The 23,554-nt window shown below is 63.3% G+C and carries 23 protein-coding genes; 4 read left to right on the top strand and 19 right to left on the bottom strand.

Annotation, left to right across the window (positions count from 1 at the left end):
* Positions 1-5 precede the first annotated feature (5 nt).
* The 9 genes from JET14_RS05535 to JET14_RS05495 all read right to left on the bottom strand — a co-directional run bounded on the left by JET14_RS05535 (position 6) and on the right by JET14_RS05495 (position 8,642).
* Entirely contained in the window at positions 6-827 is an 822-nt protein-coding gene (locus JET14_RS05535) for a creatininase family protein (RefSeq protein WP_200337160.1), read from the bottom strand.
* Complete coding sequence (locus tag JET14_RS05530; protein WP_200337159.1) at positions 824-1,876, bottom strand: ADP-ribosylglycohydrolase family protein; 1,053 nt, start codon at positions 1,874-1,876, stop codon at positions 824-826. The genes JET14_RS05535 and JET14_RS05530 overlap by 4 nt, the downstream gene beginning before the upstream one ends.
* Before the next feature lie 3 nt (positions 1,877-1,879).
* Positions 1,880-2,815, bottom strand: coding sequence for a carbohydrate kinase family protein (locus tag JET14_RS05525; RefSeq protein ID WP_200337158.1), 936 nt, complete (start codon positions 2,813-2,815; stop codon positions 1,880-1,882).
* Positions 2,812-3,915: an ABC transporter ATP-binding protein gene (locus JET14_RS05520; RefSeq protein ID WP_200337157.1), complete on the bottom strand. Its 1,104-nt coding sequence runs from the start codon at positions 3,913-3,915 to the stop codon at positions 2,812-2,814. Before JET14_RS05520 ends, JET14_RS05525 begins: the two co-directional genes overlap by 4 nt.
* Positions 3,908-4,735 carry a nucleoside phosphorylase gene (locus JET14_RS05515; RefSeq protein ID WP_200337156.1) on the bottom strand — a complete coding sequence of 276 codons (828 nt, stop codon included), beginning with the start codon at positions 4,733-4,735 and terminating at the stop codon, positions 3,908-3,910. Before JET14_RS05515 ends, JET14_RS05520 begins: the two co-directional genes overlap by 8 nt.
* Before the next feature lie 13 nt (positions 4,736-4,748).
* Positions 4,749-5,543 carry an ABC transporter permease gene (locus JET14_RS05510; RefSeq protein WP_200337155.1) on the bottom strand — a complete coding sequence of 265 codons (795 nt, stop codon included), beginning with the start codon at positions 5,541-5,543 and terminating at the stop codon, positions 4,749-4,751.
* Complete coding sequence (locus JET14_RS05505) at positions 5,540-6,388, bottom strand: ABC transporter permease (RefSeq protein WP_200337154.1); 849 nt, start codon at positions 6,386-6,388, stop codon at positions 5,540-5,542. The genes JET14_RS05510 and JET14_RS05505 overlap by 4 nt, the downstream gene beginning before the upstream one ends.
* Positions 6,389-6,460: 72 nt before the next feature.
* Positions 6,461-7,492, bottom strand: a complete 1,032-nt coding sequence (locus JET14_RS05500) for an extracellular solute-binding protein (RefSeq protein WP_200337153.1) — start codon at positions 7,490-7,492, stop codon at positions 6,461-6,463.
* A gap of 166 nt (positions 7,493-7,658) precedes the next feature.
* On the bottom strand, positions 7,659-8,642 hold the full coding sequence (locus tag JET14_RS05495; RefSeq protein ID WP_246750530.1) for a LysR family transcriptional regulator: 984 nt from the start codon (positions 8,640-8,642) through the stop codon (positions 7,659-7,661).
* Between the two features lie 135 nt (positions 8,643-8,777).
* Here JET14_RS05495 and JET14_RS05490 point away from each other — a divergent pair, with 135 nt between their 5' ends.
* Positions 8,778-10,283, top strand: a complete 1,506-nt coding sequence (locus JET14_RS05490; protein ID WP_200337152.1) for an amidohydrolase family protein — start codon at positions 8,778-8,780, stop codon at positions 10,281-10,283.
* 14 nt (positions 10,284-10,297) lie between these two features.
* Positions 10,298-11,260 carry an NAD-dependent epimerase/dehydratase family protein gene (locus JET14_RS05485; RefSeq protein WP_200337151.1) on the top strand — a complete coding sequence of 321 codons (963 nt, stop codon included), beginning with the start codon at positions 10,298-10,300 and terminating at the stop codon, positions 11,258-11,260.
* A 6-nt stretch (positions 11,261-11,266) separates the two neighbouring features.
* Here JET14_RS05485 and JET14_RS05480 read toward each other — a convergent pair whose 3' ends face one another.
* The 5 genes from JET14_RS05480 to JET14_RS05460 form a co-directional block, all read right to left on the bottom strand.
* On the bottom strand, positions 11,267-12,853 hold the full coding sequence (locus tag JET14_RS05480; protein WP_200337150.1) for a gamma-glutamyltransferase family protein: 1,587 nt from the start codon (positions 12,851-12,853) through the stop codon (positions 11,267-11,269).
* Between the two features lie 7 nt (positions 12,854-12,860).
* Complete coding sequence (locus JET14_RS05475; RefSeq protein WP_200337149.1) at positions 12,861-14,018, bottom strand: amidase; 1,158 nt, start codon at positions 14,016-14,018, stop codon at positions 12,861-12,863.
* 112 nt (positions 14,019-14,130) lie between these two features.
* Positions 14,131-14,544, bottom strand: a complete 414-nt coding sequence (hpxZ, locus tag JET14_RS05470; RefSeq protein WP_200337148.1) for an oxalurate catabolism protein HpxZ — start codon at positions 14,542-14,544, stop codon at positions 14,131-14,133.
* Positions 14,541-15,326: a cysteine hydrolase family protein gene (locus JET14_RS05465; RefSeq protein ID WP_200337147.1), complete on the bottom strand. Its 786-nt coding sequence runs from the start codon at positions 15,324-15,326 to the stop codon at positions 14,541-14,543. Before JET14_RS05465 ends, hpxZ begins: the two co-directional genes overlap by 4 nt.
* Entirely contained in the window at positions 15,326-15,754 is a 429-nt protein-coding gene (locus tag JET14_RS05460; protein WP_200337146.1) for a cupin domain-containing protein, read from the bottom strand. The genes JET14_RS05465 and JET14_RS05460 overlap by 1 nt, the downstream gene beginning before the upstream one ends.
* 39 nt (positions 15,755-15,793) lie before the next feature.
* Between JET14_RS05460 and JET14_RS05455 the strand changes: the two genes are divergently transcribed.
* Both JET14_RS05455 and JET14_RS05450 read left to right on the top strand, forming a co-directional pair.
* On the top strand, positions 15,794-15,958 hold the full coding sequence (locus tag JET14_RS05455; RefSeq protein WP_200337145.1) for a hypothetical protein: 165 nt from the start codon (positions 15,794-15,796) through the stop codon (positions 15,956-15,958).
* 54 nt (positions 15,959-16,012) lie between these two features.
* Positions 16,013-16,915, top strand: coding sequence for a LysR family transcriptional regulator (locus JET14_RS05450; RefSeq protein WP_200337144.1), 903 nt, complete (start codon positions 16,013-16,015; stop codon positions 16,913-16,915).
* Positions 16,916-17,212: 297 nt separating this feature from the next.
* On the opposite strand, the gene JET14_RS05445 is transcribed toward JET14_RS05450, so the two are convergent.
* Genes JET14_RS05445 through JET14_RS05425 form a run of 5 tightly spaced genes read right to left on the bottom strand, consistent with a single transcriptional unit; the run spans position 17,213 to position 23,426 of the window.
* Positions 17,213-18,901, bottom strand: a complete 1,689-nt coding sequence (locus JET14_RS05445) for an ABC transporter permease subunit (protein ID WP_200337143.1) — start codon at positions 18,899-18,901, stop codon at positions 17,213-17,215.
* Entirely contained in the window at positions 18,898-19,950 is a 1,053-nt protein-coding gene (locus JET14_RS05440) for an ABC transporter substrate-binding protein (RefSeq protein ID WP_200337142.1), read from the bottom strand. Before JET14_RS05440 ends, JET14_RS05445 begins: the two co-directional genes overlap by 4 nt.
* A gap of 30 nt (positions 19,951-19,980) precedes the next feature.
* Positions 19,981-21,006: an ABC transporter ATP-binding protein gene (locus JET14_RS05435; protein WP_200337141.1), complete on the bottom strand. Its 1,026-nt coding sequence runs from the start codon at positions 21,004-21,006 to the stop codon at positions 19,981-19,983.
* A complete protein-coding gene (locus JET14_RS05430; RefSeq protein ID WP_200337140.1) occupies positions 20,996-22,606 on the bottom strand; it encodes a CocE/NonD family hydrolase in 1,611 nt (536 codons plus the stop codon). Before JET14_RS05430 ends, JET14_RS05435 begins: the two co-directional genes overlap by 11 nt.
* Positions 22,607-22,610: 4 nt before the next feature.
* Positions 22,611-23,426 carry a creatininase family protein gene (locus JET14_RS05425; protein ID WP_200337139.1) on the bottom strand — a complete coding sequence of 272 codons (816 nt, stop codon included), beginning with the start codon at positions 23,424-23,426 and terminating at the stop codon, positions 22,611-22,613.
* Positions 23,427-23,554: the final 128 nt, after the last annotated feature.

Raw genomic sequence — 23,554 nt, 5'->3', positions numbered from 1 at the left:
TCGCTTCAAGCCCGGTACTTCTCCGGCGGCCAATTGTCCGACGGCATCGGGGTGTTCGCCAGATCGGTGATCAGTCTCGCGAGGCTTGCCGCCGTGTGTTCCAGCAGCGCCCTGCCCTTGTCTGCGGTTGCGCGGCTTGCATCGCCGGTCACGCCGTCAACATTGAGGTCCTGCGCCTTCCAGCCGATGCCGCCGACGCGGCCGCCGCCGGGATTGGCGGAGAGCTGCTGCGTACCCGCTTCGATTTCATCGACGGAAGACCGAAAATCGCCGAGATTTTCCATCACCACCAGGTCCGGATGCAGCGCCAGCATAAGCGATGTCTCGATATCGCCGCCGTGAAAGCCGGTGCGGATCTCGTCATCGGTGAAAAGCCCGTCCGGATAGCCGGCATCGAACCAGGTGGCATAGGCGCCGAGGATATTGTGACGCACGCGCTGGTCGAGCGCCACAGTGGTAAGCAGCCCCGCCTGGCCGCCATGGCTGTTAAAGATCAGGATGCGTTTCAGCCCGGTGGAGCGCACCGCGCAATCAAGCACCCGCGTCCAGGACTGCATCAGATCGGGCGCGGGATGGGCGAGCGATCCGGCATAATCGAGATGTTCCTGCGAGGCGCCGACCGGCTGTAACGGCAAGATGACGGCAGGAACATCGTCTCCAAGCTTGTCGAGCGCGGCCGAGACAATGCCGCTATTGATCAGACAATCCGTGCCGACCGGCAGGTGCGGTCCATGCTGCTCGGTCGCGCCGACGGGCAGAACCGCCACCGTGTTTTCCGGCAGCGCCGCATGGTCCGGCGATGTCATTTCCAGCCAATAACGCTTCATGCCCGCTCTCCCGCAATAACCTGTTCGTTGAACGTGGCAAGCCCCTCGGCAACGCCCGCAAGATCAAGCACATTCACCCGCGAAACCTCCTCGATCAGTTGAGCCGGAATGCCGGCCGCGCCATTCCAGGCGGCGGCAACCGAACCGGCGATCATCGCGATCGTGTCGCTGTCATTGCCGCCATTGACGGCAGCAAGGATCGCCGTCCACGGGTCGCCGTCGGCAGCGGCGACAAGGCCGAAAGCATGCGGCACGGCTTCCGACATGGCAACGCCATTGCCGATCACCTCGATCAGTTCGGCGCGCGCGGCCTCGATATCCGCCTTGTAGCGGATACCGATCTCGACCGCGATCTCGATGCGGCGGGCAACGCCTGCGCCGCCGACAATGCGGCCGCTCAAATGCGCTTCCACCTCGCCAAGCCGCGCGCCTTCAAGCGCCGCCTCGACAATCGTCATCGACCGCTCGGGCGAAAGCCCGACGGCGATGGCGCCGGCAACAGCGGAGGCGCCGGCATAGGCAATCTGGGTGTTGTGGGTGGGCGCCGACATCAGGCAGGCAATGCGCACGGCCTCGGAAAGATTGCCGGCGGCCGCACACCCCGCCGTCGGCGCGCGCATGGCCCCGCCATTGGAGGTGCCGAACATGCAGGAATAGGTCTCGGGCGTGGCGACGGCTTCGGCAGGCGCGCCGGCGCGCATGGCTTCGACTGCAATGCGGGTCGTCGGCCCGGCAAAGCGCTGGAACATTTCCTCGTCATGCGACCAGTCGATGAAACCGGCAATCGCGTCGGCGGAGACCGGTGCCCGCTCAAGCCCGATGATGCGCTTTGCCATGGCCAGCATCTGCGTGGCGTCATCCGTCAACCGGCCCGGCGCCAGCCCTTTGGCGAAGGGGGATTTCTCCGGCGGTGTGCGAAACGTCGTCACCGGTCCGCCAAAAATACGGACAATCTCGTCCGGGTGCATGCATTCTGTGGCAGCGCCCAGCGCATCGGCGACGCAGGCGGCCGAGAGCACGGCCTCGATGGCTTTCGATCTGGTGGCCATTGTCTACAGTCTTTCCTTCATCTTGTCTTTCATCAGCGCTTCCGCGGCTGCGGCGTCGCACCGTCCCGTTTCCAGGAAATGCGCGGCAGCGGCCGTGCCGAAGGCGAGCGCCTTTTCAAACCGGCGTCCGCGCCGTGTCGCCGTGGCAAGGCCTGCGAGAAATACATCGCCGGCCCCCGTGGTATTGCGCGGCGTGACCTTGAAGGCATCCAGGCGGAAAACCGTATCTCGGTCGATTGCGACCAGGCCCTCGGAGCCGAGCGTGACGACGGCCCTGCGGCTGCCATTGCCGGAGAGGAAACGGGCAAGCGCTTCGGCGGCTTCGGCAATCGGCCGGTCATTTCCGCTGCGCGCCATCCATGCCTCAAGCACCTGACGGTTGGTGACGACGACCGAGGCGAAGGGCAGGATGTTTTCCATCGCCTGCCAGCCCCAGCGTTCGATCTCCGGAAGCTCGAGATCAATCATCCGGTCGATGCCGGCTTTCGCTGCACGATCGAACATGCGCGCCACGGCTTCCGGATGGAAGAAATTCGAAATCACCGTATCGTCCGCCTGCAGCGAAACACGGTCGCCGATCACCGCCAGCGTCTCGACGGGAACGGGATCGATCAGGATCGCCTTCTCGCCGGTGCGATCGACGATGATGGTGGCGGAGGCCGTGACGCTGTCAGCCTTCACATCGACGGCTTCGGTGCTCATGTCGCGCTCGGCGAGCCACTGCATCAGGATCGCGCCCTCGCCGTCATCGCCGATCGTGGAGACCAGACGCGCATCCTCGCCGAGCCGGCTCAGCGCCCAGGCGCAATTGAGCGGCGGACCGCCGGCGCGTTCTTCCTTTTTCTTGATGAAGGCCTTCTCGTCGTGGCCCGGCAGGTCATCGACGGTCAGCACCCGGTCGAGCACAAGCGGCCCGAGGCAATAGACTGCGCCGCTCATGACTGCGCGACCCTGGCGCCGGTGTCGGGATCGAAGAGCAGCGGCTCGGCCTCGTCGATGCGGATATGGGCCACCTCGCCGAATTGCGGCGGGCGCTCGCGCGTCGGCACGGCGATGCGGTGTTCGCCGAGCGCCACATGCACCAGCCAGGAGCCGCCGATATATTCGCTGGAATGGACCTCGCCGGTGATCGTCAGCGGGCCTGGTTCATCGGCGAAGGAGAGCCGGTCGGAGCGGAGCCCCAGCAGCACCGGCTTGCCGTTTTGCATCGCGATAGCGGCGGCGAGTGAGCTCGATGGGGTGAAGGCCGTGCCGCCAATGCCGTAGCCCTCGCCTGTCTTTTCCACCGGCAACAGGATCGCCGGCGGGCTGCCGACGAAGGTCGCCACGAAAGCGGAGGCCGGGTGCTCGTGGATCGTCTCCGGCGTATCATGCTGAAGCACATAGCCATTGGCCATCACGGCGACACGGTCGGCCATGCTCATCGCCTCCTCCTGGTCATGGGTCACCATCACCGTCGTCAGACCGATGCGCTCGTGCAGCTCGCGAATATCGACGCGGACGCTTTTTCTGAGCACCGCATCGAGATTGGAAAGCGGCTCGTCGAGAAGCAGAAGCTTCGGCCGGATGACCAGCGCACGGGCGAGCGCCACGCGCTGCTGCTGACCGCCGGAAAGCGCGTTGGGCATGCGGGCGGCAAGTCCGTCGAGCTTGACCAGGTCGAGCGCTTCCTCCACGCGCCGGTCAGCCTCTTTCCCCTTGATGCCCCGCATGTCGAGGCCAAAGCGGATATTGGCGTCGACCGTCATGTGCGGAAACAGCGCATAGGACTGGAAGACGATGCCGATATCGCGCCTGTAGGTCGGGATGGCATCGAGCCCCTCGCCCGCCAGCGCCATCTGGCCCTCGGTCGCCTTCTCAAGCCCGGCGATGATCTTCAACAGCGTGGTCTTGCCGCAGCCGGATGGGCCGAGCAGAGCGAGAAACTCGCCCTTGCGCACATTGAGGGACACGCTTTTCAGCGCCGGCTCGCCACCGCCGCCGTAATGCTTCATCACCTTCTGGATCACCAGATGGTCGGGTGCGCGTTTCTCAGCCATTGGCGTCCTCCCGGAAAAGCCTTGCAAGCGCGGAAAGCCCGACCGTGATCGCCGCCGTCTGGCCGGAGCCGGATTTGTGCAACTCGCCGGTCACCACATTGTCGCCGACCGAGCAGACGGCCCCGCCGCGCCGGCCGTAAAGGCTGCAGAGCGTCAGGATCGCGGCCGCCTCGCGGTCCGTGTTGAGCACGCCGGCGCGGCTCCAGTAATCGATGATCTGCTTGTGGTCTTCCTGCAGATAGCCGCCCGGCCCCGGCTTGCCCCAGCCGCAATATTCGCTGTCGCCCGAACGGGTGATCCCGATGTGATAGGGATGGCCGACCTCATCGGCCACAGCCTTCATCGCGCCGACCACCTGCCAGTCGGCAACGGCCGGATATTCGGCACGCACATGGGCTTTCGTCATGCCCTCGTCGCGCACCGCGCCGGAGGAGATGACGATATCGCCGACGCCAACCTTCGGGCTCCACGCGCCGCAGCCGCCAATGCGGATGACGGTGGTGCAATCGGTGAAATTGAACAGGTCCATCAGCGCCAGTTCCGCCTCGGGCGAACCGGAGCCGCCGGAGACGATGGAGACCGGCGCGCCGTCATAAGTGCCCGTCACCGTGGTGAAGAGGCCGGTCTTTGCGGAGACCTCGGCATTGTCGAGGGCTGCGGCAAGGGAATCCTCCTCCGCGCCGTCGCCGACGACCAGCGGATCCTTGACGGCAAGCACTACGTAAGGAGCGATGCGGTCGCGTTTGAAGCCGGTCAGCAGCGGCACGCCGTCGCGCACGAAATGCGGCATGGTTTTGAGATAGCGGTATTCTTCGGACATTGTTCTTTCTTTCTCAAAGACGGCGTGACCATTTGAACATGAATTCACCGATCAGCGCGGCGACAAGGATGAAGGCGACGATCGCCGAACCGATGGCAAGCGTGATCGGATCGATGCCCTGGCTGCGGAGCTGGGCGTAGAGCCGCACCGGAAAGGTGATCCAGCGCGCGCCGGCAATCAGCGATGAGACGATCACGTCGTTGAAGGAGATCAGCACGGAGAAGGCGGCCGATGAGACAAGCCCCGGCATGGCAAGCGGCAGCGTGATGCGCCGGACAACACGGCCGGGGGAAGCGCCGAGCGTGGCGGCGGCCTGTTCCAGCAGCGGATCGAGATCGGCAAAAGTCGAGACCATGATGCGCACGGAGAACGGCATGGTGATCACCGCATGGGCGAGCACCAGCGCCGGCAGCGTGCCGGACATGCCAAGCCGCGAATAGATCTGCAGAAGTGCGATCGCCCAGACGATCAGCGGCAGCACCAGCGGCGTCATCAGGATCGCCTCGACGATCCGCCCGCCGGCGGGCCGGTAGCGCACCAGAGCAAAGGCCGCCATGGCGCCGAAGAGAACGGCGATGAAGCCCGCAAGCAGCGCAACCAGAAGCGAGACTGACAGCGCGCTTTTGTATTCCCGGCTTTCAAGGGCTGCGTCATACCAGCGCAAGGAATAGGCCTTTGGCGGAAAGCGGAAGAAGCTTGCATCGTCGAAGGAGGCGAAGACCAGAACCGCGATCGGCGCCAGGAGAAAGGCGAAGGCGAGAATGGTCCAGACAAAGCGGGCGGAAACGGCGAACCCATAGGTCTTCATGCGCGCCTCCGTGCGAGCAGTTTCGCGGCAAACGAGCCGATGGCAAGTCCGAGCGCGAGGATTAACAGCATGACCACTGCGATTGCCGAGGCAAACGGCCAGTCCAGCACAAGCGAGGCCTGCTGATAGGCCATGGTGCCGAAGGTGGCGATCTTGCCCTGGCCGAGGATCTGCGGCGTGACAAAGGAGGTGAGCGAGGCGCAGAACACCAGCACCGAACCGGCAATGATGCCCGGCGCAATCAGCGGCAGGATGACGCGCCGCCAGACGATGAATGTCGGCGCGCCCAGCGTTTCGGCAGCCGCTTCGACATCCTTCGGCAGGCGCGAAAGCGCGTTGACCAGTGGCAGCAGCATCAGCGGCAGGAAGGCCTGGACCAGGCCGATGATGACGCCCGGCACCGTGCCGAGGAACTTGACGCTGCGGGTAATCAGGCCGATGTCCTTGAGGATGGAGTTGATCACGCCGAGCGGGCCCAGAAGATGCAGCATGCCGAGGGTTGGCAAGAGCGCGCCGGAGACGAGCGGCACCAGAATGAGCGCGAGCAACAGGCCTTTGGCACGGCCGGCGCTGACGGCGATCTGGCGCGCCATCGGCAGCGCGATGACAAGGGAAATCGCGGTTGCCGCTGCGCTCATCCAGATGGTGCGGAAGAACACCTCGGCGAAGTATGTATCGGACACCAGCCTGGCGTAATTGGCCGCCGAAAAACCTTCCGCCATCAACAGCGAGCCTTCCCCCTGCACCCGGAAACTGGTGACGAACAGCCACAGGAAGGGAAGCAGAAAGACGATGCCCGACAGGATGAGTGCCGGCATCAGCAGCAAGAGCGCGCGTTTGTTCATGAAAATCACCGGGTTGCCGCGTCACCGAAATGCCGCCGCACCGGTTGCGGCGCGGCGGCAAGGGTCGTGGGCTTACTGCTCGAGCAGTTCCTTGTTCCAGCGCTGGGTCCAGTCGCTGCGCTGCTCGATCACATAGGGCCAGTCAAGCTGTACCAGGCTTTCGACCTCTTCCGGTGTGTCGATCACGTCGGCGGAGGCTTCCTCGGAGAGTTCGACCATGGAGTTGGTCGGACCGAAGAAGATCTGCTCGGCGTAGTCGGTCTGGTTTGCAACGCCGAGGGCCTTTTCGGCGAACATCTTTGCAAGCTCCGGCTCGGGGCTGTCCTTGACCAGGCACAGCATGTCGCGCACCAGAACCGGGCCGGGATCGCTCGGGAAGGAGAAGCCGATATCGGGGTGCTCCTTCAGCGCCGACAGAACGTAACCGGAAATCATCGGGGCCATGGCCACTTCGCCGGCATCCATCATGGCGAAGATCTCGTCGAGATTGGTGTAGGTCATGGCGATCGGCTTCAGTCCCTGGAGCTTCTCGAAAGCGGCATCGGGATCATGCTCGTCGGCACCCGCGAGACGCGCGGCAACGCCGATCAGGCCATCGCCTTCCGAGCCCGGATACTGGGCAACGGCAATCATGCCGTTATATTCCGGGTCCCACATGTCTTCCCATTCCGGCGCTTCGGAAACGATATTCTTGTTGTAGGCAATGCCGAGGCCGACCAGCGACATGGCGTAGCAGCCATTGTTCATGCCGTCCCAGATGGCCTTGTACATGTCGGTTTCCGGATCCGGCGGCAGCACGATGCCATCGGAAAGCGCCTGCGGAGCCTCGTACATGTTGAGGAAGGCGACATCCATGGTCGGATTGTCCTTTTCCGCATAGATGCGGGCCATGCGGTCGCCCGTGCCGCCAAGGACGAATTCGACGGACGCGCCGGTTTCCTCTTCGATCGGCTCGGCAACGTTTTCGCGCAGCAGGCGTTCGATATCGCCGCCCCAGACGCCGACAACGAGCGTGTGGCCGGAATAATCGTCAGCGGCAAAGGCGCCGGCGGCGGGCAGGCCGATAGCGCCGGCAAGAAGGGCTGTGGTCAGTTTCTTCAGCATGATGTTCCAATTCCCCTTGTTTGTCTGATTGGCTGAAACCCGGGTCGCGGACATGTCGGCCGCTTGCCGTGTGTCAAGAAGAGGTCCGCAGAAGACCGGCTCTCTCGAAACCAATTAAACGGCAGGAATTGACGTTTCATAAGACCCCTTGCCCCAATAGACTCTATTAGTTCCCACTAATGGCTTCGGGCGAAGTTTCACTTGATGGATGGGGTGTGAATTCGCTTATCTCTTTGGCAACCCGGCGCAACAATTTCCTGAACCACTGATTGCCGGGGGAGAGATGCGACCGTTCATGCCACAGCGTGTAAAAGCTCATCCGGGCCAGTTCCTCCGGCGCGCGGACAATCGAGAAGTCGCCCGACTCCGCCATCTGCTCGGCAAAGGGGCGGCTGCTGGTGAACACCAGATCGGTGCGCGCCAGCATGTGCGGCACCAGCGTGAATTCGGCGACCGACATGGCAATCTCGCGCTTGGCATCAAGCTGGGCAAGCTGTCCGTCGATGGGACTGATGGCCGGACTCGTATGCGGCGTCGGCGAAAGATGGTCGAGGTTCAGATATTCCTGAAGATCGATGCGCGAACGACCGGCGAGCGGATGTTCGTTGCGCATCACGAGAACGATATCGGTCTCAAGCAAGGGCGCAAAACGCAGGTAATCGCGCGGCAGCGGCCAGTTGCCGATCACCAGATCGAGCTTGCCCTCCTCAAGCTCGGTAAATATCCGGGATTCCTCAGGGATTGTGCAAAAATCGAGCGGCATGTTGGGCGCCTCGCGGCGCACCAGTTCGCCGATGCGCGGCATGAAGAAAGTGCCGAGGCAATTGGCGGCGTAAACGCGGAAGCGGCGATTGTAGCTCGCCGGATCGAACGTATCCTCGGAGACGGCGAGCGCATCGATCTCGCGCAGGATGTTGGACACCTGGGCGCGGATCGCGATGCCCTTTTCCGTCGGGATCAGCTTCACGCCCGAGCGCACCAGCAGCGGATCGCCGAGAATTTCACGCAACCGCTTGAGAGCAAGCGAAACGGAAGGCTGGCTCTGTCCAAGGATCGTAGCGGTCTTCGAAACGCTGCACTCGTCGAGCAGCACGTCGAGAATGCGCATCAGGCGCAGGTCAAGTCCGTGGTCTCCGGCTGGTGTGGCCAAAACATGGATTCCTTTCACAAGGCTCGCCGGTTCGCCCCCACCACAGGCGCCCCGGTCGGCTTAACGTCATCCCCGATAGACAATTATGCAATTTTCATGCCGCCCGAACAAAGCAGCGGCCAAACGGAGTAAGGCATGGCAATCCTGATCAAGAACGGCCTCGTCATCAAACAGAAAACCGCCGCGCACAGCTTTGCGCGCGGCGATGTGCTGATCGATGGTGACCGGATAATAGGCAAAGGCGGTGATCTTTCGGCACGCGCCGCCGGTTTTCAGGATCTGCAGGTGATCGATGCGTCCGACAAGCTGGTCATGCCGGGCTTCATCGATGCGCACATGCATTCCAACGAAGGCTTCGAGATGGGCCGCTATGATAACCTGCCGCTCGAAATCTGGCTGTCGGAGGTCTATCCGCCCTTCGGCTCGCCGGCGATGACATGGCGCGAGCATTATCTGCGCGCCATGCTGGTCGCGATCATCTCGCTGCGCTCGGGCGTCACCACGCTGCAGGACGATGTGATCAACATTTCCGGTACGCCGGAAGCCGTCGACGCCACGGCGAGTGCCTTCCGCGATGCGGGGCTGCGCGGCTGGATCACGGCCTCGATGTGGGACGAGAGCTATTGCAACAGCCTGCCCTTTGTCGGCGATCTTGTGCCGGCGGAAATGAAGGCGCGGCTCGATGCCATGCCCGCGCCCGACTGGAAGGCGCAGATCGAACTGTTCGAGGAATTGTCCGGCAAGTGGCACGGCAAGGACAATATCCGCATCATTCTCGGCCCCTGCGGCCCGCAGCGCTGCTCGAAGAAGCTGTTGCAGGAAGTGGCGAGCCTTTCCGAAGCGCGCGACCTGCCGGTCCATTGCCATGTGCTGGAAACCAAGACCCAGGCCGTGACCGGCGCGGAGAAATACGGCCGCACGCTGGTTCAGTTCCTGAAGGACATGGGCCTGATGACCCATCGCCTGACCATGAACCACGCGATCTGGCTGACCGATGACGACATCGCGATGATGGGCGAGGCCCGCTGCTCGACGACGCATAACCCGCTTGCCAACCTGAAGCTCGGCTCCGGCGTCTCGCCTGTGCGGCGGATGATGAATGCCGGCGTCAATGTCGCGCTCGGCTGCGACGGCGTGGCGTCGGCCGATACCGCCGATATCTTCGTGGCCTTCAAAGCGGCCGCCGGCCTGCACAAGATCGGCACATTCGACTACAATGACTGGATCTCGGCGCATGAGGTCTATGACATGGCAACCACGTCTGCCGCCCGATCCAGCCTTATGGAAAAAGAGGTCGGCACGCTGGAGGAAGGCATGCTCGCCGACGTCATCCTGATGGACAAGACCGACTGGGGCTTCATGCCGCTGCATGACCCGATCAAGAAGATCGCCTTCTCGGTCAATTCCGATGTCGTCACCCATTCGATCGTCGGCGGCAAGCTGGTGATGGAGGATCGCAAGCTCACGACCGTCAACGAGAACGATCTGCGCGGCGAGATCGCCGAGGCGGCTGCAAAGTTCGAACGTGACCACTGCCCGGAAATGAGCAAGGGTGCGGCCGAAGTCCGGCCCTATCTCGACCGGATGTACGACACGGCGACAACACGCGAAATCGGCCTTTATCCGCGTGTGAAAGTGTAGGAAGGGAATAGTCCATGGCCTCCGTCGCCATTATCGGCGCTTCCGGCATGATCGGCCGCGCGCTCGCCGAAACGCTGATTGCGCGCGGCGCGCTCGGCACTGAAAGCCTTGACGCGCTCATTCTCTCCGATATCCGCAAGAGCGAGATCGAAGGGGATGCCACGCAATGGGTGACGGGGGATGCGGCGGTTCTCGAGACGATCGGAGAGGTGATAGCCGCCCGTCCGGACGTGATCTTTCACGTGGCCGCCACCGCCATGGGCCAGGCCGACAGCAATTTTGCCATCGGCTACCACATCAATTTCGATACGGTGCGGGCAACCCTCGAGGCGATCCGTCTTGCGGGCGATGATTATCGCCCGCGCCTTGTCCATGCCTCGTCGATCGGCGTCTATGGCGCCCCCTTCCCGGCCCTCATCGATGATGCGGCTCAGCCCCGGCCGGACAGTTCCTACGGCACGCAGAAGCTGATGAGCGAGGCCATCATTGCCGATTATTCGCGCATGGGCTTTGTCGACGGCATCTGCCTGCGCCTGCCGACAATTGCGGTGAGGCCCGGCGAAGCCACCCATGGCAATTCCGGTTTCTTTTCCAACATCATCCGCGAACCGCTGGAAGGACGCCGCGCGCTTCTGCCTGCTTCCGACGATGTGCGCCATTGGCTGGCCTCGCCGGAAACGGCGGTCGCTCAGCTCATTTATGCGGCAAATATCGAGGGCCGGATCCTCGCGGATGCGCGGGCGCTGGCGATGCCCGGCGTCTCGCTGACGGTCGGGGGACTGCTTGCCGCGCTCGCGGACCGGGCGGGAGACGACATCTTGTCGCTGATCGACCGTACGGATCCGCCGGTTTACCGGCCGCAGGATTTTCCCGCCTGTTTTACAGCCGAGACAGCCCGAAACCTTGGATTTCCACTGCTGGAGGAAAAGCCCGCGGATTTCATCGATGGTTTTCTGCGCAAACGCTTTCCGGCCTGAGAGAGGTCAATCCACAAGAGCCAGACCATCGGCGCGCGGATCGGCGGCGGCTTCCATCAACCCGTTTTCGTGCAGCACGACGGCGCCTGCGTGACCGGCGGCATCGCTGTAGGCAGGCAGCATCTCGACATCGTGGCCGGCCTCTTTCAATGCGGCCACGAGTGCCGGATCAAACCGGTCCTCGAGCTTCAGCGTCGTGGTCTCCTCCCCCCAGGTGCGGCCGAGCAACCAGCGCGGCGCGGTAATGGCGGCCTGCAGATCCTGGCCGAACTGCACATGGCGGGAGAACACGGCGGCCTGTGTCTGCGGCTGGCCCTCGCCGCCCATCGTGCCATAGGCCATCACGCGGCCATCCTTCAGGTGCGCAAGCGCGGGGTTCAGCGTGTGGAAGGGGCGTTTTCCCGGCGCAAGCTGGTTGGGACGCGGAGACAGCGAGAAGCCCGCGCCGCGGTTCTGGAAGAACACGCCGGTTTCGGGGCAGGTCAGGCCCGAACCGAACTCCCAGTAGACGCTCTGGATGAAGGAGACGACATTGCCGAAACGGTCCGCTGCCCCCATCCAGATCGTGTCACCCTCTGCCGGCTCGTAAGGCCAGGGCAGCGCCGCTTTCATGTCGATCTTCGCGGCCAGCGCGTCGAGGCGGTCCTCGGCGAGCCAGGCTTGGGCGGGTTCGGCCATGAAATCCGGATCGCCCAGCCCTTCATTGCGTTGGATGAAGGCCTGCTTGGTGGATTCGATCAGACCGTGGAGATGATCGAACCCCTCGCCCTCGGCAATGCCCAGCCGATCGAACAGCGCCAGGATCATCAGCGAGGCGATACCTTGTGTGGGCGGGATCATGTTCATCAGCCGGCCATGCGATGTCTCGACATGGAGCGGGTCGATGATGCGCGCCTCGTAAGCGGCAAAGTCCTGAAGGCGCAGCGGCGATCCGGTCTCCTCCAGGAATGCAGCATGGGTGCGGGCGAGGTCGCCGGTATAATAGGACGATAATCCTTCCGCCACGAGCTTGCGCAACGTCGCGCCAAGCGGTTTCTGGCAGAGCCTGTCGCCCGCCTTGGGCGACGCGCCGTCCAGCAGGAAGGTCTCGGCAAAGCCGGGCACATCGCGCAATCCGTCAAGCTTCTCCGCCGTGCACGCGGCCTGGTTTCCGGTGACCGCGATGCCGTTTTCGGCATAGTGGATTGCGGATGAGAGCAGGTCTTCGAGCGGCAGGCGTTTTTCGTCCGCCACCAGCGACAGCGCCCTTTCCCAACCGCCGATCGTGCCCGGCACGGTGAGGGCTGCAAGGGCCCCGCGCGTCGGCATCGCCGTCTCGAAACCATGGCCCGCATACCATTCGGGCGTCGCGAGACCCGCGGCCTGCCCGCAGGCGGAAATGCCGGTGACGGCCTCCCCCGGCCTGTGGATCAGCCAGAAGCCATCGCCGCCGATCCCGTTCATATGCGGATAGGTGACGGCGATTGTCGCGGCGGCGGCAACCATCGCCTCCATCGCCGTGCCGCCGGCACGCAGGATGTCGCGGCCGGCAAGCGCCGCAGCGCGATGCGGCGCGGTGAAGGCTCCGTCGAAGCCCGTCGCGGAATGAAGCATGATACCCTCAGATAAAGCGTTTCGCCGTTTCGATCAGCAACAGGTCGCTGCCGGGTGCGGCAACCAGCGAAAGCCCGAGTGGCGAGCCCTGGCTTGCGGCGATCGGGATGGACAATTGCGGCAGGCCGCCATGGCCTGCGATTGCCAGCATGGCAAGCGCACGGTTGCGGAAGGTTTCGACAATGTCGTTGCCGGCGGTCAGAAGCGGCGCAGGCCCCGGCGAGGTCGGATAGACCATGATGGTGCCCGGCTGCAGCACGCGCGCCAGATGCGCGCGGAAGGCCTCGCGCTTGGCCCTGGCTTCCTCGAATTCCTCCGACGTGATCTTCGCCGCCATGGCGAAACGCTCGCGGATGCCGGGACCGAAGTCCGGCTCACGCTTTTCGATCCAGGCGCCGAAATGCTGCCAGATCTCGTAACCCTGGTGCGTGCGGAAGACCGGCAGCAGGGCCTTCAGGTCCCCGCCCGCCAGAAGCGCACTGTCATTGCGGTCGCCCCTCGGCAGCGCCGCCTTCAGCACCGCGGCCGCCTCATCCTCGCACAGGCGCCAGACATCGGTGGGGTAGACCAGCCGGACATCCGCATCGACTTCCTGCTCTCCCGCAAAGATCTCGCCAAGCGTCTCGAGCGTCTCGAGATCGCGGGTGAGGAAGCCCGGCACATCGTAGCTTTCGGCAAGCGGCAAAAGGCCGTCGCTCGGCACCAGCCCGTGGGTCGGCCGCCAGCCGAACAGCCCGCAGAATGAGGCAGGCAGGCGCACAGAACCGCCCGTGTCCGACCCGAGCCCGATATCGGCAAGGCCGGACGCGACGGCAGAGGCCGAGCCGGAAGAGGAACCGCCCGGGACGCGCGAGGGCGCCGCCGGGTTTTCCGGCGTGCCGAAACGGGCATTCATCCCCATCAGGCTATAGGCAAGCTCATCCATATGCACCTTGCCGGCAAGGGCGGCGCCATTGTCGAGAAGGGTCTGGACCGCTGCGGCATTGCTGGCTGCCGGGGCCTGATCTTCGGCCCATTCCGGATTGCCGCCGCCGGTGACCGTACCTTCGATGTCGAAATTGTCCTTCACCGCAACGGTGAGGCCCGAAAGCAGGTCGGAAACCGGCGCCTCGGCGGTGATCGGAGGTTCGAAACGTTCGACAAAGGGACCGATGGATTGCGTCATGGATCAGGCCTGAAAACTTGAGGATCGATAGCCGGAGCATGCACGCAGGTCGTTGAAAACGCAACGCGAAGCTGAACGACGACAGGGCGCGACGCAGGCCGGCTAATCGATTTTAATGTGAATTGCCCATCAGCGACACATGGGCGGCGGCGACCTTCCAGCCGTTGGCCGTGCGGATCCATGTCTGGCTCTGGCGTCCGCGAACGGCCGCCCCCGGCCGCTGGAACTCGAGGTCGCAGACCGCGCAATCCCGGCCGAAGGTGGTGATCTGGCGGCGGACGACGTCGCGCTGCGGCGAACCGCCCGAGCGGCCCTTGCGGAAATCGCGGATTTCGGAAATGCCGTAGAGGTTCTCGCCAACGCCGTAGCGCAGCGTGTTCTCGCTATCCCAGAACAGCGCGTCCAGCGTATCGAGATCGTTGTCCATCAGCGCCTTTTCGTAAAGGTCGCAAAGCCTGGTGACCTCTTCCAGAACGTCGGTAAGGTTGACGGGCTGAACGGCTTCGTCCTTGTCTTGCTGTGTCATGCGTCTGCTCGTGAAAGGCCGGCGACGATATCGTCTGCGGAACAGACGAAGCCGAAGCACTGGCGTGTGTTGTAGAGGGTGGCGTCCATGCAGAATTGCGGCGAGGTGGTTGCCGAGCAATCCTCGACCAGAATGCAGTCATAGCCGAGGAAGCTCGCATCCTGCAAAGTGCAGAGCACGCACTGGTCGGCATTGACGCCGGCAAAAAGCACGGTGGTGACGCCGAGACTGCGCAACACGCTGTCGAGTTCGGTATCCTGAAAGCCGGACATGCGGAACTTGTCGACGGAAATGTCGGTCTCCGCAATCTCCAGCTCATCGACGACGGTTGCGGCCCAGCTTCCCTTTTCCAGCACCTTGGCGCCATTGGGCAACGGATCGCCGATGCCGGTCTCCCGCCCCGTGGGCTTGTAAACGTGGAGGGTGGACGGTGGCAGGTTGGCCTTGTCCGGCCGGTTGCCCCAGTTGAGCCAGATCACCGGCACGTCGGCAGACCGCAGGTCCGGCAGCAGGCGCTGCAACGGCCTTATCGGCGCGCGGGCGGGCGTCACGTCAACACCGATGCCGGCAAGCCAGCCTTCGGGGTGGCAGAAGTCATTCTGCATGTCGACGACGATGATGGCGGTGCGGTTCAGGTCGAAGACGATCTCCCGGTCCCGGTCCTTCACGGCAAGCGGACGCGGTTCCGGCTGCGGCCGGATCATGTCGACCCGACCTTTTGAAACCTGCCACCGGTTCAGCCGCGAAGGGCCGAGCGGCAGGGTATCGGCGTCTTTCCGCATCAGGCCGCCTTCCCGGCGAGCACCTTCAAGTCTTCTGCGTCAAGCGACACGCGCTCGCCGGAGCGGATCAGCTCGGCAAAATCCTGGTTCGGCGTCATCACGGTCAGCGTGTAGAGCTTGGAAGAGCCGGTGTTCTTGACCACATGCTCAGAACCCGGGCGAAGCATCAGCGCGTCGCCTTTCCTGATCGGCATCTCTTCGCCGTCGCTGGAGGCGATGCCCTCGCCCTCGATCACGTAGAAGAATTCATGGGCGTGGCTGTGCTCGTTCGGCGGCGTGGCGCCGCCGACGGTAAAGATCTCGATGACGAAGATATTGTCGATCCCGTCCTTCTTCGGGTCGAAGAGGATCGCGAAATAATTGGTATCGGTCGGCGCAATCTTGAAGACCTCGGCCTTTTCGACCTGTTCGAATGCGTAGGTGAGCATGGGACCCTCTGGAAATCCTGTCTGACAATAAGAGCCGGCATGAGCGGCGCGGAGCATTTCAAGGTGGTGGGAGACCTCTGGAGAACCGCTCATGCCGGAACCGAAGGCCGAAACCGCCGCGACAGCTGGGGAAAAAAACGCTTTGCGGTGGCCGTGAACGCCTTCAGCACTGACGTGATGGTGATCCAGTTCTTGTCGCTTTAAAAGCATTTATTTTCGCATATGATGTTGCCTGAAAGGCAACAAAGGAAATGCCCCATGCTCCATGGCCGCCTGCTCAACTATCTCGACGAGGTCGCGCGCACCGGCTCGGTGCGCAAGACCGCCGAACGGCTGAATGTCTCGGCCTCCGCCATCTCCCGCCAGATCGCGGCGCTGGAGGAAGCGCTGGACACCCAGCTCTTCGACCGCAGCCGCAGGCGCCTGACGCTTACGGCGGCCGGCGAAATCCTCATCGGCCATGTGCGCGACACGCTGAAGGGCATGAACCGCGCCGAGGCGATGATGGAGGACCTGAAGGGTTTGCGCCGCGGCGTGGTGACGATCGCGCTGATGAGCGGACTGGCCGCCAACCTCCTGCCGCGCGCTGTCGGCCGTTTCCAGCGCGCCAATCCGGGCGTCAGCGTTCGGATGATGCTGATGACGACGGGCGACGATATCCGCAATGCGGTGCGCGCCGGCGAGGCCGATATGGGTCTGGGATTCGATTTCCCATCGGATACCGATATCAGCGTGCTCGAAATCGCGATCGGACGACTGGGCATCGCGGTCGCGCCGGATCATCCGCTGGCGCGTTCCACCAGCGTGCGCCTGTCCGAATGCGTCGGCTATCCGGTTGCCGGCGCCGACCCGTCCACGGCGATCCGCCCGCATATCGAACAGGTCTTCTCCCGCGCCAATCTGCAGATGTCGTTCGCCGTGGAGGCCAATTCGATCGAGATGATGCGGCATCTCGCCATGAGCGAGGGCTACCTCACCTTCCTCACGCCCTTCGATATTGCATTCGAAAGCCGCATGGGCCGGCTCGTCTATGTGCCGGTGCGAGAGTTCCAGTCCGATACCCAGCAATTGATGCTGATCGGCGGGCGGCGCAACATCTCCGCCATCGCCAGCGTGTTCGTGGAGAATATCCGGACCGTGATGCGGGAAATGGCGGATTGAGGTGCGGGCAGACTGTTCATGGCTCGCAGCCCACAATCTCCCCATCATGGGCAGGGCTATCGTATAAATTTCGTCGCATAGCCCCCTATCTTCTCGCCCCGGAGGGGAGAGATGTCGCGAAAGCGACAGTGAGGGGGGAATCCATCCCCGCGAACGCCTCGCATTTGGAAATGCTGCATCACCCTCACTGCCCCTTTCGGGGCATCTCTCCCGCAAGCGGGAGAGAGTATTGGGAGCAAGCGGCTGCGCCGTATGAGATACTCCCCTCAAGGGGGGAGATTACTCTTGGCCCGCCCGTTACCGCGCATAAAGCCTGTCCAGCCGGACGAAACGGCCGACGACGGCGAGCAGCACGATGGTGAGCAGGATCAGCACGGAGGAGAGCGCATGCGCGGTCGGCCTCAGTTCGAAGGAGGCTTCGGCATAGAGGCGCACCGGCAGTGTCGTCAGCCGCGCCGTGGTCAGGAAGCTCGTCACCGTCACCTCGTCGAAGCTTAGGAGGAAGCCGACGATCGAGGTGGCGAAGAGGCCGGGCATCAGCCCCGGCACGATCACCAGCAGGAAGCGTTTCCACGCATTCGCCCCGAGGCTTGCCGCCGCCTCTTCCTGCGCCTCGTCCAGGCCGATCACCGAGGCCGTCAGAAGCGTGATGGCAAAGGGCAGGATGACCACGACATGGATCGCCACAAGGCCGATGAAGGCAGGGACGGCCACATAGATCTGCAGCAGTTTCAGCATGCCGACGCCGAGCGCCACATGCGGCAACGTCAGCGGCAGAAGCCAGAAGGCGAGCAGCGCCGAGCGACCCCGGAAGGGAAAGCGCGCCAGCGCAAAGGCGGCCGGTACCGCAATGATCAGCGACACGGCAAGAGCCGCCAGCGCCACCTTGACCGAGACAATGAAGGAATCCGTGTAATAGCCGGAAACGAAGACCTCGTGATACCAGCGCAGCGTGAAGCCGCGGAAGCCGGCGGCGGTGGCCAGTTCCACATCGTTGAAGCTTTGGACGAAGACGAGGCCGAGCGGCAGCAGCAGCAGCACGACGGAGGCGGCAAACAGCAGCCAGGAGACGATGGGACCGGCGACATTGACGACCGGCTCGACAAAGCGCGGCAGCGCGATCGGCCGGCTCCTGCCGCCGTAACGCCAGGTCATCAGCCGGTTGAGCGCAAGCGTTGCCAGCACGGCAAACAGCAGGCCGGTGACGGTCATCACCAGCGCCAGCGCTGCGGCAAGCGACGTGTTGAGATTGTGCATGGCTTCCTGCAGCACCAGCATGCCGGTGGTCCAGACCTTCTTGCCGCCCAGCATGGTGGCGGAAACATAGGATGTCGAGGACATCAGAAAGACCACGATCATGCCGGATTTGAGCCCCGGCAGGGACAGCGGCAAATCAACCGTCAGAAAGCGGATTGCGGGCGAGGCGCCGAGGCTTTGAGCTGCCTCATGCACGCGCGGCGACGTGTTCTGCAGATTGTCGTAGAGCGCCAGCACCATGAAGGGCATGAACACCTGGGTGAGCGCCACGATCACCGCGCCGTGGTTGAACAGCATGGTCTTGACCGCCGGAATGCCGAACCAGCCGGTGACGATATTGATCAGCCCCTCCGGTGAAAGCAACAGGATAATGCCGAGCGAGCGCACGACCACATTGGTCAAAAGCGGAATGAGAACGATGGCAAAGGCAAAGGCGCGGTATTTGCCCGGCATGCGCGCCAGCCAGTAGGCCACAGGGTAGCCAAGGAGCGCCGAGACGATGGTGACCGCGACCGACAGCCAGATCGTCTCGAACACCACCCGATAGTAGAAACTGTCGGAGGCGATATCGATGAACTGCTGCAGCGAGGGCGACTGGATCAGCGGTCCGAAGGGATCGGAATATTCATGCAGGGACAGGAATACCACCGCGACGAGCGGCGCGGCAAAAGCGATCAGGAGCCAGATGGTGACCGGCGCTGAAAGCGCCGGTCCAAGCCATTTCCTCATCCGGCAATCTCCCGGTCGTAGATGGACTGCCATTTGTTGCGGTTGCCATTGATGTAATCCCAGTCGAAGTCGACGAGCGTGTCGATCTGGTCAGGCATGATCAGCTTGCTCTGGATGTCAGCCGGGATATCGGCATTGGTGACCGTCGGGGAGTAGTAGATCTCCTTGGCATAGGCCTGCATGACTTCCGGCGACAGGTGCAGGTTGACCCATTCTTCCGCCAGCTTCTGGTTACGCGTGCCCTCGGTGATGCAGGCAACGTTCATGGCAAGCGCCTTGCCTTCTTCCGGATCGGCGAGCGCGAAGTCGGGGTTCCGCTCCTCGATATACTTCTCGCAGAAGCTGCCGAACTCGACCGACAGATCGGCGATGTCCTGATCGAACATGTCGAAGAGTTGCGCCTGGCTGCCCTGGATGGCGGCGAAGGGCTTCAGTTCCTTGACCTTGTCGAAGCCTTCCGGCGCCATCTTGGTCTGGTCGCCGAACCAGGAAAGCGTCGACATCATCAGCGCGGAAATGCCCTCGGCGCCGAGACCGTTCGGCCAGGCGATGCGGCCCTGCCATTCCGGCTTCCACATGTCCTTCCAGGACGTGATCGGCGCGGAGGCCTTGGTCTTGTTATAGACGATGGTGCAGGGGTTGATGGCTACGCCGTAGCCGCCTTTGCGGGCGATCGGGTAGAGATACTGGGCGTTTTCGACCGCATCGGTTGCCGGCTGGGTGACGCCGTCCTTCACCGCCTGACGGCTTTCGAAGATGTTGAGGTAGAGGACGTCGAAGCTCGGACGGCCACGTTCGGCATAGGCGCGGGCGCGGCGCTCGACGGTGCCGCCGAGAACATAGGAGATTTTGCAGCCGTATTTGTCGACCAGAACCGGCTCGATATACTGCTTGACGATCTTTTCCTGGGTGCCGCCCCAGATGCCGACGACGAGTTCATCACCCGGCTTCGGGTCCGGCGTCTGCGCGCGGACGAAGGAATACGGAGCGGCAAGCGTGGCGGCCCCGCCCAGAATGAGTTTGTTGAAGGAACGTCTCTTGATGTTCATGACAGCTGTTCTCCTGGTTTTATGTTTTTGTCAGATAAAGGTGGTCCCGCCCGGTTCGGCGGTGACCTGGCATGCAGTGCCGACCGGCGGCGGCGGCGTGTCGGAGGGAACGACGAGCCGGATCATGCCGCAGGCAGCCTGGATATCGGCCTCATAGGTCTCGCCAAGATAGGCTGCATTGACGAGCGTTCCTGAAACCGAAAGCGGGGAACTTTCCTGGCCGAAGCGCAGCCGCGAGGCGCGCAGCACCAGTTTGGTGGCCTTTGCCGGCGCACCGGCGCAAGTGATGCCGGGGGCGGAAAACACGCCGTTTTCCACCTTGCCCTCGATCACCGTGCGGTGGCCGAGGAAAGTTGCGGTAAACGGGCTTTTGGGCTGGTCGCAAAGGGCAAGAGGCGTGCCGATCTCGCTCATCACGCCCTTGCTCATCACCGCCACGCGATCCGACATGGAAAGCGCCTCGGACTGGTCATGGGTGACGAAAATGGTGGTGATGCCGAGACGCTGCTGCAGCGAACGGATCTCGTTGCGCATATCGGCGCGCAAATTGGCGTCGAGGTTGGAGAGCGGTTCGTCCAGAAGCAGCACATCCGGCTCGATCACCAGCGCGCGGGCAAGGGCAACGCGCTGCTGCTGGCCGCCGGAAAGCTGGCCGGGATAGCGATCGGCATAAGGGCTGAGGCCGACGGTTTCCAGCGTCTTCGCCGCCCTTTCCCGCCACTCGGCGCGCGAGGCGTTGCGCATCCTGAGGCCGAATCCGACATTGTCGATCACGGTCAGATGCGGAAACAGCGCATAGGACTGGAAGACGACGCCGATATTGCGCTTGTGCACCGGCTTGTGGCTGATGTCCTTGTCATTGAGGATGATGCGGCCGCCCGACGGTTCAACGAAGCCCGCAATCATCCGGAGCGTCGTCGTCTTGCCGCAGCCCGACGGGCCGAGCAGCGAGAGGAGCTCGCCCTTGGGCACTTCGATGGTCAGGCCTGAAACGGCTGTGGTATCGCCATAGGTCGCCGAAACATTGTCGAGGGTGAGATAGGGCTTAGGCGCCATTTGCGGTGTCCTCATTCAGAACGGAAAGCACGAGACGGCTGGCCGCGTGACGGATCGCCAGCGTCAGCGGCTGAGCGTTCATCCCATCGGCAGATGCCGGGTCTTGTGCATGGAGAGAAAAGGCGGGCCAGGCGGCGGCCTGCAGCGACAGGCGGAGGCTGAAGCCCGCCGGCGCTGTGACATAGGCCGCGCGCAAACCGACGCTCACCGGCGCACCCGTGTTTTTCGTCCGGGCTATGCCGGTCTGGATCACATTTGCGCCTCCTGTGGGGGATACCAGAGAGAGCGTGGCAACGAGATCGAAGACCGGTGCTTCCGTCGATATGGTGATGTCGGCCCTGACAGGCCCGCAAACGGTGAAGGGTTGCGCAAAAGGCGCTGTGGTATAGACGGCGACATCGGAACGATCGTCGGCCGGAGCCCGGTCGACGAAGCCCGACGGTTCGCCGACATGGCCGCCGACAAGCGGCGCCGGGCGGAAGGGATCGCTGACGAGCACATCCTCGCCATCGCCGGGCTCATCGCCAAGCCTGCCGTCATTGGCAAGGGTGGCGGCAAGCCCGCCGGAGCAGAGCGCCATCGTCTTCTCGGTCGTGGCGGGCAACCGGCGAAACGTCCTCCAGGCGCGCTCGCCCAGATCGAACACTGTGAGAGCTGGCGGCGAGTCGCCCTTGCCTTTCAGATAGAAATCGAAAAACGCGACATTGGCCCGATCGACCGAAAAGGCCTCGGCCTCCGGCATCCGAACCGAACCGCTCGCCCCGTTCCACGGGATATGCGTCCAGGGTCCGATGGCAAGATGCGTGGTTTCGGACGAGGCATTGCGGAAGGCCCTGTCGGCGGCAAGCGTACCTTCCAGCATGAAATCGTACCAACCGCCGGTATGCAGCACCGGAATGTCGAGAGAGACCTCCCGCAGGAGACGTGCGGGTGAAACCTGATCCCAGTCCGCTGCGTCATTGTCCATCCAGCGTTTGAGATGGGAGAGGTCGGGCCGGTCCATCAGGTAGCGCGCGGTTTCATCAAGGCCGCCCAGCACTGAGAGCGCGGCATGGGTCTCGCGGTCGCCGTCATGGGCCGCCTTGAGAAGCGCCATCTGCTTCGCCCAGCCGACCATGCCGGCATAACGCGGCGCGCCGCCCTCATAGGCCCAGTCCTTCTCCGGTGCGAAGGACCCCATGGCCGGCGCCATGGCATCCACCCTGGCACCGCCGGCAAGCGCCAGATATTGCGTGATCGCCTGATAGGAAAAGCCGTAGAGCCCGATCTTGCCGTTGGCGCCCTCAAGGCCCCGCGCCCAGTCGACCGTTTCCGCGCCATCGCTCAATTCCTGGCGCAGACAATCGAAATCGCCTTCCGACGCGCCCATGCCTCGCACGTCCTGCACCACCACGAGGTAGCCGTGGCGGGCATACCAGGAGGGATGGGCGAGGACGACGGTGGAGGCGATTGCCTTACCATAGGGCTGGCGCATCAACAGCACTGGCCAGTCCCCCTCGCCCGCCGGACGATAGACATCCGCGGCAAGCACCACGCCGTCTTTCAGGGGGAGGTGCTCGACGCGCTTTGAAACAGCTGATGTCGGGTTTCGGGCGAGCAAAGGTTCAGTCCTTGAACATGGTCTTCTGGGTCAGCCGCTCCATCGGGAAGGCGAGAACCTCTTCTGCAAGCGCTACGAGGCTCTGAGCGGAGCGCTCGACATGGATCCTGCCGCGCTCAGCGTCGGCAGCTGCGGCGTTGCCGCAGGCGCCGGAGGGGTGCAGGTCCTGGGTCTGCCAGCCAAAGCCGATCCGGCCTTCCGCCGTCAGCACCTGATTGCCGCGTTCCATCTCCACCGACATGGGCTGGAAATCCTCGGCATATTGCATGTCGACCAGATCGGGATGGAGATGCAGCATGGTCGAGGTTTCGGATTCACCGCCATGGATGCCATGCCTCAGCTCGTGCTCGCTATAGAGATCAGCCTGGCTGGCACCTGCTGAAACCCATGAGGAGACGGCGAACATGCCGCATTTGATCCTGAGTTCGCGGCAGACGATTTCCATCACCTGCGGCTGGCCGCCATGGGAATTGGCGAAGATGATCTTCTTGCAGCCGGCGCGCGCCACGCTCTCGCCGATCTCGAACCAGAGGCGGGCGAGCGTCTCGTAGGACAGCGTCAGCGTGCCCGGATACTCCAGATGCTCGACCGACTTGCCAACCGCCTGCATCGGCAGGACCAGAACCTTCATGTCGTCCGGCATGATCTCGACGGCGCGATTGATGATCCCGGCATTGATGGCGCTGTCGACGCGAACGGGGAGGTGCGGGCCATGCTGCTCGACGGCTGCCACCGGCAGGATCGCCACGAATTCCGACATGTCCATATCGGTGAAGTCCTTGGTGGTGTGATCCCACCACCAGTGCGATTTGAGCGGCATTTGGCCTTCCTTCCATCCATCGTCTCGGCAAAGCTTCGCCGGCGGCGCGAGCGACGAGGCTCGGCACGGCAGATAAACCGGACTAAGTTTTATGCAATTTCGATTTGTGCCTACATTATGATCATGGC

Source organism: Martelella lutilitoris (genome assembly GCF_016598595.1).
Lineage (GTDB): Bacteria > Pseudomonadota > Alphaproteobacteria > Rhizobiales > Rhizobiaceae > Martelella > Martelella lutilitoris_A.
The sequence above is the reverse complement of the archived record's forward strand: the minus strand, read 5'-3'. Positions and strand labels throughout refer to the sequence as shown.